Source organism: Intrasporangium sp. (genome assembly GCF_032907665.1).
Taxonomy (GTDB): domain Bacteria; phylum Actinomycetota; class Actinomycetes; order Actinomycetales; family Dermatophilaceae; genus Intrasporangium.
On the sequence record NZ_JAJJPG010000066.1, the window covers coordinates 9,705 to 20,589 of the forward strand.

Annotated in this window: 9 protein-coding genes; 7 read left to right on the forward strand and 2 right to left on the reverse strand. The window is 72.8% G+C overall.

Annotated features, from left to right (window positions below; translation table 11 throughout):
* From LOY02_RS11135 to LOY02_RS11150, 4 genes are all read left to right on the forward strand, one after another.
* Positions 1–840, forward strand: an 840-nt coding sequence (locus LOY02_RS11135) for a glycosyltransferase family 4 protein (protein WP_317182427.1), incomplete at its 5' end; no start/stop codon positions are given.
* A 16-nt stretch (positions 841–856) separates the two neighbouring features.
* Positions 857–2,608 (forward strand): CTP synthase, encoded by a 1,752-nt coding sequence (locus LOY02_RS11140; protein ID WP_317182428.1) that lies wholly within the window; start codon positions 857–859, stop codon positions 2,606–2,608.
* Positions 2,605–3,300, forward strand: coding sequence for an NUDIX hydrolase (locus tag LOY02_RS11145; protein WP_317182429.1), 696 nt, complete (start codon positions 2,605–2,607; stop codon positions 3,298–3,300). Before LOY02_RS11140 ends, LOY02_RS11145 begins: the two co-directional genes overlap by 4 nt.
* A 104-nt stretch (positions 3,301–3,404) precedes the next feature.
* Positions 3,405–3,686: a YchJ family protein gene (locus LOY02_RS11150; RefSeq protein ID WP_317182430.1), complete on the forward strand. Its 282-nt coding sequence runs from the start codon at positions 3,405–3,407 to the stop codon at positions 3,684–3,686.
* On the opposite strand, the gene LOY02_RS11155 is transcribed toward LOY02_RS11150, so the two are convergent.
* Positions 3,662–4,603, reverse strand: a complete 942-nt coding sequence (locus tag LOY02_RS11155; protein ID WP_317182431.1) for an EamA family transporter — start codon at positions 4,601–4,603, stop codon at positions 3,662–3,664. The genes LOY02_RS11150 and LOY02_RS11155 overlap by 25 nt on opposite strands.
* A gap of 73 nt (positions 4,604–4,676) precedes the next feature.
* Between LOY02_RS11155 and LOY02_RS11160 the strand changes: the two genes are divergently transcribed.
* Positions 4,677–5,585, forward strand: coding sequence for a LysR family transcriptional regulator (locus LOY02_RS11160; RefSeq protein WP_317182432.1), 909 nt, complete (start codon positions 4,677–4,679; stop codon positions 5,583–5,585).
* A gap of 162 nt (positions 5,586–5,747) precedes the next feature.
* Positions 5,748–8,996, forward strand: coding sequence for an MFS transporter (locus tag LOY02_RS11165; RefSeq protein WP_317182433.1), 3,249 nt, complete (start codon positions 5,748–5,750; stop codon positions 8,994–8,996).
* A 25-nt stretch (positions 8,997–9,021) separates the two neighbouring features.
* On the opposite strand, the gene LOY02_RS11170 is transcribed toward LOY02_RS11165, so the two are convergent.
* Complete coding sequence (locus LOY02_RS11170) at positions 9,022–10,101, reverse strand: acyltransferase (protein ID WP_317182434.1); 1,080 nt, start codon at positions 10,099–10,101, stop codon at positions 9,022–9,024.
* Between the two features lie 184 nt (positions 10,102–10,285).
* Here LOY02_RS11170 and LOY02_RS11175 point away from each other — a divergent pair.
* Positions 10,286–10,885, forward strand: a 600-nt coding sequence (locus LOY02_RS11175) for an amino acid--tRNA ligase-related protein (RefSeq protein ID WP_317182435.1), incomplete at its 3' end; no start/stop codon positions are given.

The window sequence follows — 10,885 nt, forward strand, 5'->3', positions numbered from 1 at the left end:
GTGGGGGGTGGCGCGGGAGATGTGGACGGCGGGGACAGTCGAGCTGTGGGAGGTGGCTCGGTCCCGGCCCGCGCGTCGGTTGCCCGGGTGGTGCGCAGGGCCCTGGCGTGGGCCCTGCAGCGCGCTGCCCTCGTCACCGGGGCGAGCCCCGACCTCGTCGAGCTCGCGCGCGCCCTGGGAGCCACCCGGGTCGAGCTCGCGACCGTCCCGTCGCCGGCGGTGGCGAGCCTGCTTCGGAACCCGCGTGCGACCGCCGCGAGCCGGAGTGAGGCCCGCGCTCGGCTGTCCGAGACCGTGGCGGGTGTCCGCCTCGCGCCGGACCGGCCCCTCGTGCTCACCGTGGCCCGGATCGCGCCGCAGAAGGATCTCCCGACCCTCGTGGCAGCCGCACGGGCTGCCGAGGTTCCCGCCGAGTGGGTCGTCGTGGGCGGCGGGGACGAGCGGCTGCGCGCGTCCCTCGAGAGCGAGCTCAGCGGCATACCCCTGCACCTCGTCGGGCCACAACGCGACGTCGAGGACTGGCTCACGGCGGCGGACGTCTTCGTCCTCACGAGCCGGTGGGAGGCCCGGGCACTCGTCGTCCAGGAGGCGATGGCGGCCGGCCTGCCCGTCGTCGTCACCCGCATCGGTGGCCTTCCGGACCTCGTCGGCGACGCGGGTGTGCTCGTGCCCGTGGGCGATTCCCGGGCGGTGGCAGCGGCGGTCGACCAGCTGCTGCGGGACGACGGGCTGAGGCAGAGTCTCGGCGAGCGCGCCCGGGAGCGAGCGCGGACGTGGGCCTCGCCCGAGGAGGAGGCGCGCCGATGGGTGTCGCGCTACACGGCGGCACCGACCCCATGACGTAGACTTAAAGCCCGTGGTGGAAACGACGAAGCACATCTTTGTGACCGGAGGCGTCGCCTCATCCCTCGGCAAGGGCCTCACGGCTTCCAGCCTCGGCCGACTGCTTCGATCCCGCGGCCTGCGGGTCACGATGCAGAAGCTCGACCCCTACATCAACGTCGACCCCGGGACGATGAACCCGTTCCAGCACGGTGAGGTCTTCGTCACCGACGACGGCGCGGAGACCGACCTCGACATCGGCCACTACGAGCGGTTCCTCGACGTCAACCTCGTCGGCACCGCCAACGTGACGACGGGACAGGTCTACAACAACGTCATCGCGAAGGAGCGGCGCGGCGAGTACCTCGGTGACACCGTCCAGGTCATCCCGCACATCACCAACGAGATCGTCGCCCGGATGCGCGCCCTCGCCACCGGCACGGCCGACGCGCCGGACATCATCATCACCGAGATCGGCGGGACCGTCGGCGACATCGAGTCGCTGCCGTTCCTCGAGGCCGCGCGCCAGGTGCGCCACCTCATCGGCCGCGAGAACTGCTTCTTCCTCCACGTCTCCCTCGTCCCGTACATCGCGCCGAGCGGGGAGCTGAAGACCAAGCCGACGCAGCACTCCGTGGCGGCGCTGCGCCAGGTCGGTATCCAGCCGGACGGCCTCGTCCTGCGCGCCGACCGCGACATTCCCGAGCCGATCAAGCGGAAGATCTCGCTCATGTGCGACGTCGACGTCGACGCGGTCGCCGCCGCCGTGGACGCACCCAGCATCTACGACATCCCGAAGGTGCTCCACCGGGAGGGCCTCGACGCCTACGTCATCCGGCGCCTCGGGCTGAACTTCCGGGACGTCGACTGGACCGAGTGGGACGAGCTGCTCCAGCGCGTCCACGACCCGGAGCACGACGTCGAGGTCGCGCTCGTCGGCAAGTACATCGACCTGCCCGACGCCTACCTCTCGGTGACCGAGGCGCTCCGGGCAGGCGGCTTCCACCACGACGCCAAGGTCCGGATCCGCTGGGTCGCCTCCGACGAGTGCCAGACCCCGGAGGGGGCGCAACGGTCGCTCGGTGGAGTCGACGCGGTGCTCGTCCCCGGCGGCTTCGGCGTGCGCGGCATCGAGGGCAAGCTCGGCGCCCTGACGTGGGCGCGCGAGAAGCAGGTCCCGACGCTCGGCATCTGCCTCGGGCTCCAGTGCATGGTCATCGAGTTCGCCCGCAACGTCCTCGGCATCGCAGGAGCGTCGTCGACGGAGTTCGACCCCGACTGCGACGCGCCGGTCATCGCGACGATGGAGGAGCAGAAGGCCTTCGTCGACGGCGCCGGCGACCTCGGCGGCACGATGCGGCTCGGTCTCTACCCCGCGTCCCTCAAGGCAGGCTCCGTCACCCGCGAGACCTACGGGACCGGGGAGGTCGAGGAGCGCCACCGCCACCGCTACGAGGTCAACAACCGCTACCGCACCCAGCTCGAGGAGGCCGGGCTCGTCATCTCCGGCACCTCGCCCGGCGGGCAGCTCGTCGAGTTCGTCGAGCTGCCCCGTGAGGTGCACCCGTACTACGTGGCGACGCAGGCGCACCCGGAGTTCCTCTCCCGTCCCAACCGGGCCCACCCGCTCTTCGCGGGGCTCATCGGTGCCGCGCTCGAGCGGCAGCGCAGCGAGCGCCTCGTCGAGGTGGAGCGGCCCAGGCACGCCACCGAGGAGGACCTCTCGACCCACGCCGACCCGACCCTGGTCACGGTTCCGGTCGACACCATGGCGCGGTCCGAGTGAGTCTCTCGGCTCCACGGGGCGGGTTCGGGGACGTCGTCGAGGACTGGACGTCGGCGCCGGTCGTCGAGTCAGTGGTGCCCTTCTCGGGGCTCATCTTCGACGTGCGACGCGACCGGATCGACCTCGGCGAGGGCGGCGTCGTCGTGCGCGACTTCATCGAGCACCCCGGCGCCGTCGCGGTGGTCGCGTTGCAGCAGTTCGACGGGGTCGACCACATCCTGCTCATCCGGCAGTACCGGCACGCGGCACGTGGGCACGTGTGGGAGCTGCCCGCCGGCCTGCTCGACGTCGACGGGGAGCCCCACTGGAAGGCTGCTGCCCGGGAGCTCGCCGAGGAGGTGGACCTCGTGGCGGGGCGGTGGGACGTCCTCATCGACGAGCTCGTCTCGGCGGGCGCGTTCCCTGAGCCGGTCCGCATCTTCCTCGCCCGCGACCTCACGGACGTGCCCGGGGAGCACCTGCACGAGCGCCGCGCTGAGGAGCTGACCATCCGGCCGCTCTGGGTGCCGCTCGACGAGGCGCACCAGGCGGCCCTCGCGGCCCGGATCAGCAACAGTGCCGCTCTCATCGGGGTGCTCGCGGCCCACGCCGCGCGGGTGGCGGGTTGGACGACCCTGCGCCCGAAGGATGCACCCTGGCCTGCGTGGGAGGCCCAGCGAGCCGGCCGAGCGGCGACCACGGAGGACTCCTGACCGTGGGCCGCGCCGAGGCGTGTCCGTGCGGTGGCCCGAGCTTTCGCGAGTGCTGCGAACCGGTCCTGGACGGCGCTCGAGTCCCCGTCACGGCAGAGGAGCTGATGCGGTCGCGCTACACCGCCTACGCGCTCCACGACGCCGACCATGTCTTCCGGACCTGGCATCCGCGCACGCGCCCGGACCACCCGCCCGTGGACCGCGAGGTGGAGTGGACCGGGCTTCGCGTGGTCCGGGTCGAGGGCGGGGGAGCGGACGACGACACCGGCATCGTCGAGTTCGTGGCCCGCAGCTCCGGACCGCACGGTCGTGGTGCGCTCCACGAGGTGAGCCGGTTCGCCAAGCGGGCCGGCCGGTGGTTCTACCTCGACGGCGACCCGGCCTGAGCGGCGGGTTCAGAGAGGCGGCCCGGAGCCGTCACGCCCGACGCGGGGGCATCGGCGCCGGACGTCCGTCTGCGCAGGACCGCCGTGGCGACCCCGGCGAGGAGCACGACCCCCCCGAGGAGCTCGAGCAGGGTCGGGCGTTCCCGGAAGGCGATGGCCGCCGCCACCATCCCGAAGACGGGGACGAGCATGGCGAAGGGCGTGACGCTCGCGACCGGGAAGCGGGACAGGAGCGTGTTCCAGATCCCATAGCCGACGAGCGAGGCGAGGTAGGCGGTGTAGGCGGTCGAGGCCGCTGCCTCCCACCCGAAGGCCGACAGCCCGGCGGCCATCGCTTCCGGTCCCTCGACGAGCCACGACAGCGCGAGCGCCGGCACCGGGACGACGAGGCCGGACCACACCGTGAGCTGGAGGCCCGACACCCTCCCGGCCCGGCGCGTGAGCACGTTGCCGATGGACCAGGACACGGCGCCGAGCACGACCACGGCCAGCGGCAGGAGAGGAGACGTCAACCCACGGCCGATGGCGATGACGGCGAGGCCCGCGGCGCCCACGCCGACGCCGGCGAGCTGGCGACGCGATGGCCGCTCGCGCAGCCAGAGCGCCGCGAGCACCACGGTGAACAGGACCTGGGCCTGGAGGACGAGTGACGACAGGCCGGGTGGCATGCCCAGATGCATCGCGATGTACAGGAGGGAGAACTGCCCGAGGCTGACGAAGATGCCGATGAGCGCGAGGTCGCGCCACGCGATCGCGGGGCGCTTGACGAAGAACACCGCCGGCACGCAGACGACGACGAACCGGATGGAGAGGAAGAGCAGCGGGGGGATGTCGTCGAGACCGATCCGGATGGCGACGAAGTTGCTGCCCCAGATGGCTGTGACGAGGATGGCCAGGGCGGCGTGGCGGGGGCGCATGCCGGTCAGTCTCCGAGAGGTGATCGTGAAACACCATCATTTTGATGTGTGCCTCACGATGTAGCATCGCTTCATGATCGATCCGGTCGGCCTGCGCTCCCTCGTCGCGATCGAGCGGCTCGGATCCGTCGGCGCGGCCGCGACGGCCCTGGAATACACGCCCAGCGCCGTCTCCCAGCAGATCAAACGCCTCGAGGCACACACGGGCGTGAGGCTTCTCGAGCGCCAGGGCCGAGGCGTGCTGCTCACTGAGGCGGGACGGTCGCTCACCGAGTCTGCGCGGGAGCTGCTCGCCGAGATGGAGCGGCTCGAGTCCCGCGTCCGCGGGTTCGCCGAGGCGCCGGCGGGCCTGGTCCGGCTGGCCGTCTTCGCGACGGCCTATCGGGGCATCGTCGTCGGCGCCCTCGAGGGCCTGCGTCGATCGGCGCCCGGCGTCGAGGTGCGGCTCGACGAGATCGAGCCGTGGGATGCGATCGAGTCCGTGGCGGGCGGCCGCCACGACCTCGCGCTCGTCCACAACTGGGAGCCGATGCCGCTCCCGGTGCCCGACCACGTCGAGATCCGGCACCTCGGCTCCGACCTCGCGGACCTGCTCGTCCATCGCGACCACCCTCTGGCCACGCGGCGGGACGTGTCCGTGCACGACGTCGTCGAGGAGGACTGGGTGAGCGTCGCGCCGGGATCGATCTGCCACCAGTGGCTCCTCAAGATGTTCTCCGACATCGGCCGCACGCCGCGGATCACCTATGTCGCCCAGGAGTTCGCCACCCACGTCGCTCTGGTGGCCGGTGGGCATGCCGTGGCCCTCGTGCCCCGGCTCGGCCGCGGGCCGCTGCCCGCCGAGGCGGTCGCCGTGCCGATCACCCGACCCGTCTCGCAGCGGACGATCAGCGTCGTGTGGCGGGCGACCATGGGGACGAGCCCGGCGCTGGGCGCCGTCATCGAGGCCGTCGGGAGGGAGGCGGACCGCGCCCTCGAGTGACCTGGGGACGCCCCGAAAGCCGGTCTCGCGGTGGCCACCGTGCTGGTGCGAGATCGTCGCCGTCGGACCACGCAGTCCCACCCTCGGCCCGGAAAGGCCTGATTCGCCGGTTCCCCACCGCACCCGCCCGGTCCTGCACGACAATGACGCAGTGAGACACGGATGACTGTCCCCGAAGCCGGCGTCGGATACCGAGGCCGGCGGCAGGCGCGGGGGCGACCGGCGCCGGGGCGCGTGCTCCTCGTGGCCTCCCTCGGCGCGCTTCTCACCGTCCTCGACCTGACCGCCGCGCACGTCGCGATCCCCAGCCTCCAGGCCGCTTTCCCTGCTGCGTCGCTCGGTGCGATCAGCTGGGTCCTCACCGCCTATGCCATCGTCTTCGCAGCGCTCGCTGTCGTCCTGGGACGTCTGGCCGACCTCGTGGGCCGCAGGCGCTTCTTCACGGCGGGCACCCTCGTCTTCACCCTGTCCGCGCTGTGGTGCGCTCTCGCGCCGTCGCTACCCCTGCTCGTCGCCGGGCGCGCGCTGCAGGCCGCGGGTGCCGCCATGCTCGTGCCTGCCTCGCTCGCGATCGTCCTGTCAGCAGTCCCTGCTGATCGGCGTGTCCAGGCTGTCACCGCCTGGGCGGGCTCGGGCGCTGCAGGCGCAGCGCTGGGCGCGTCACTGGGCGGTTCGTTGATCGGGCTCGGTGGCTGGCGTTGGGCCTTCCTGACGACAGTGCCCTTCGGGGTGGCCGCGCTCGCCCTCGCGGGCCGGTCACTCGTCGAGAGCCGCTCACCAGACGCCAGGGGAGGTACCGACGTCCGCGCCGCCGTGCTCCTGTGCGGAGCCCTGGCGCTCCTCGTGCTCGGGCTCGTCGAGGGCCCGGAACGTGGCTGGTCGAGCCTCCTCGTCGTCGCTGCCTTCGTCGGTGCGATCCTGCTCGCGGGCGGCCTCGTCGCCACCTCGAGGACCCATCCACGACCGCTCCTCGATCCGGGCCTGCTCCGCCTCGACTCCTTTCCGTGGGGGAACGCAGCCATCGCCATCGCGGGAACGGGTGTCTTCGCGTCGCTGCTGGCGAATGTCCTCTGGCTCCACCATGGCTGGGGCTATGGCCCCGCTCGGACCGGCCTCGCCCTCGTCCCCGGCGCCGCCGTGGCCGCAGTCACCGCAGTCGCGCTGGGTCGACGCCGGCACCGCGCGACGGCCTGGCTCCTCCCGCTCGCCGCGCTGGTGTGGTCCGGCGCCGTTGCCTGGTATGCGGTCGTGCTCGGGCCGGAGCCCGACTTCCTGCGGCACTGGCTCCCGGGACAGGTGCTGTCGGGCGCCGGCGCCGGGGCGACCCTGACTCTCCTCGGCTCGGCCACCCTCGCGGCCGTGCCGGTCGGTCGGCTCGCGGGAGCGTCCGCCGTCGTGTCGGCCGGGCGACACCTCGGCGGGGTGCTCGGCACCGCCGTGGTCGTCGGGATCCTCAGCACCCGCCTCGGCGCCGTCGCCGGGCCCGGCCCGCGGGGTGGTGCCGGAGACCTCACGGCGTCGGCCCTGACCGGGCTGCGCCCGGGCTGGATCCTCGCCGCGGCGTGCTTCACCGTGGTGGCCCTCGTGGCCGTGGTGGCACCGTTGCGACATCGCGACGGTGCACCCGACGGCCCAGCCGACGAGGTCGAGGGCCGGTCGAGCGGGACGGTGCGGGTGCACCTGCCTCCACCAGGAGCCGAGACCCCTGAGACCCAGCAGGCCCTGCGTCCCTATCCGCACGGCAGCTACCTCGACGACCTTCCGGCCTCGTTACGTCGACGGCTCGAGGGCGCCGGCACCGAGGTCCGGCTCGCGGCGGGGGAGTGGCTCTTCCGAGAAGGCGATCGGGCAGCCGTGATGTACGTCGTCGTGGCCGGGCGTCTCGAGGTGCTCCAGGACGACGTCGTCATCCGGGAGCTCGGCCCCGGCTCGGTCCTCGGTGAGCTGGCCCTGCTCTCCGGCGGTGACGCCCGATCTGCCTCGGTCCGGGCCCGTCGCGACTCGGTGCTCTCGCAGGTGTCGCGCGCCGACTTCGAAGCAGCGATGGGCCAGGAGCCCGGCGCGTCCATGGCCGTGGCCACGGCCCTGGCGCGGGCGCTCCAGACCCGTGGCCAACGGCAGGAAGCCGCCTCGAGCCAGGCGCGGCTGGTCGCAGTCGTCGGCCTCTCTCGCTCCAGCCCGGTCGCCGAGGTCGGCAGGGCGCTCGAGGACCTCCTGCGAGGGCTGCCGAGGCGCCTCCGGGTGCACGCCACCGGTGCCGTCCGGGCCGAGGAGCTCGCCCGGGCCGAGCGCGACAACGACCGCGTCGTCGTCGTGGCCCCCTGGCCGGACGAGTTCGAGCGGTCGGCGTGGTGGGACGCCTGCCTGCGCCAGGCCGACCGCGTCATCCTCGTCGCACACCACGAGGACGACCTGCCCAGGGCATGGGAAACCTCGGGCACGGTCCCCGATCTCGTGCTCGTCGGCGGGCCGGCCGAGTCGGACTCCGTGGACCTGGCCCCGGACCTCGTCGCGGACTGGTGCCGCGTGGTGCGCCCCGACCGGGTCATCGGGACCTCGGTGCATGCGCTCCGGGAAACCCTGCGGCCGCTGGCCGCGGCGATCGGAGGGTGCTCGCTCGGGCTCGTCCTCGCAGGGGGCGGAGCGCGTGCCATGGCCCACATCGGCGTCCTGCACGAGTTCGAGGCCGCCGGCCTCGTGGTCGACCGGCTGGCCGGCACCAGCCTCGGCGCGGTGATGGCTGCCGCCTATGCGACGGGACGCTCGGCCCAGGACGTCGAGGAGAGCACCTTCGCCGAGTTCGTCCGGCGCAACCCCTTCGGCGACTACGCGCTGCCGACCCGCTCCATCGCCCAAGGCGGTCGGACCGAGGCTGCCCTGCGACGCACCTTCGGGGCGCAGACCCGGATCGAGGCCCTTCCGCGCCAGTTCCGCTGCGTGTCGACGGACCTGCTGGGCAGGACGCCGTACATCCACCGGGCCGGCCTGCTGTGGGAGGCCGTCGCCGCGTCAGGCCGTCTGCCCGTCTTCTTCCCACCCTTCCGACACGATGGACGGCTCCTCGTCGACGGCGGCGTCCTCGACAACCTCCCCGTCGGTCTGCTCACCGAGCGCGACGAGGGACCGCTCGTCGCGGTCAACATCGGCAGCTCGGGCTCGGGTCGGCCCGCCGATCCCGCCCGACCGCCGCGCATCCCCGGCATCGGCGACACCCTGTTTCGCACCATGACGATCGGCAGCGCCGGCGCCGTCGAGCGAGCCCGAGCCGCCGGCGCCTTCGTCATCTCGCCCCCGACGCTGGGGGTCGGCCTCGTCGATTTCCACCAGATGGACCGGATGGTGGAGGCCGGTCGACTCGCAGGCCGGGCACTGCTCGACGCGACCGGCGGGGACCTCATGGCCGGGCGCTGACCTCGCACCCCAGGCCGAGGAGCCCTCAGCGGAGCGGGTCCCGCGGACCGGTTGGGCCATCGCCCACCGCCGCCTGCTGCCGCCGCGACGGCTCGTCGAGGTGGAGCCGACCGCGCAGCCTCCCGGCCGGACGCTCGACGAGAACCCAGGACAGCCACGACAGCACGACGGCCACGGCGATGAGGGCGAGGTTGCGCAGGATCGCCCGATCCCCGAACAGGGTGGAGTTGATGAGCGCCTGGTGCCAGAGGTAGAGCGCGTAGCTGATCGTGCCGAGGAAGACCATGACCGGGGAGGCGACCACCCGGGAGCGACCCAGGACGGCGCTCGCGACGAGCCAGACCCCGAGGATCGCATAGACCGCGCCCAGCGGACGGAACAGGCCGTGGTCCGTCTCGACGTCGTGCGACGGGAAGGCCGAGGCCGCGACCATGACGGCGAAGGGGATCGCCACACTGACCCGCGGTGGGTGCCAGGCCCGGCGCGCCATCGAGGCCAGGGCGAAGGCGAGAGCGACGCCGAGCAGGAGGGCGAAGGCGTTGGTCTCCGTCGAGATGTCGAGCCGGATGAACGGAGCACGGAGCCACACGCTGTAGACGGTCGCCAGTCCGGCGATCGCGACGACGATGCCGAGGACATGCGGTCGGGCCCACGTCATCAGCGCGATGAACGCGAGGGGCCAGGCGACGTAGAACTGCTCCTCCACGGACAGGGTCCACAGGTGGTTGAGAACCCCGAGGTCGGTGCCGGCGATCCGCACCCAGTTGCCGACGTAGAGAACCGAGGCGAGCGCAGCAGTCGGGTAGCTCGCGATCCTGGCGTCACCGGTGGCCCACAGCAGCACGGGGACCAGGGCGAGGAAGACGACGAGCGCCGGGAGCAGCCGCAGCCCCCGCCGGCCCCAGAATCGCCAGAGTGACACCGAGCCCCACTGGTCCCACTCCCTGATGAGCAGGCTCGTGATGAGGTAGCCGGAGAGGACGAAGAAGAGCGTCACCCCCGACAGGGCGCCCCACCGGACGGGCAGCCCGCTGTGCGCGACGACGACGAGCAGGATCGCCAGGCCACGCACGCCGTCGAGCTCACGGTTCCGGGAGTGCTGCACCCGCCCGAGCCTAGGCTGGCCGGGGCGTGCGGGGTGGCTTCGCACCGCGACCGCCCGCGAGAACCCCTTAGGATTGGGCCTCGGCGCCCTCGCGCCCGGCCCGCGCCCGGCGCCACCGTCTGGACGCGAGCGAGCCCAGCGGCATACGGCCGCGTCATGACAGTACTTCCTGGAAGGACCCTTCGTGCTCCGCACTCACGAGGCCGGCACCCTGCGCGCCGACCACGCAGGCACCACCGTCACGCTCACCGGCTGGGTGGCGCGTCGACGCGACCACGGCGGGGTGGCGTTCATGGACCTGCGGGACGCCTCCGGCGTCGTGCAGGTGGTCGCCCGTGACGAGGTGCTGGAGGAGGGCGGCGCCCACGACGTGCGCAACGAGTACTGCGTGCGGGTCACCGGCGAGGTACGGGAGCGGCCAGAGGGAAACGCCAACCCCGACCTGCCGACCGGCGAGGTCGAGGTCGTCGTCGACGAGCTCGAGGTGCTCAACCCCAGCGCACCCCTGCCGTTCCAGATCGACGAGCGCGTCACCGTCGGTGAGGAGGCCCGGCTCAAGCACCGTTACCTCGACCTGCGCCGCCCCGGCGACAGCTCGGCAGGTGCTGCGATCCGGCTGCGCAGCAAGGTCAACGCGGCCGCCCGCAAGGTCCTCGGCGAGCGCGACTTCGTCGAGGTCGAGACCCCGACCCTCACCCGGTCGACGCCTGAGGGCGCGCGCGACTTCCTCGTGCCCGCGCGGCTCTCACCCGGCAGCTGGTACGCGCTCCCGCAGAGCCCGCAG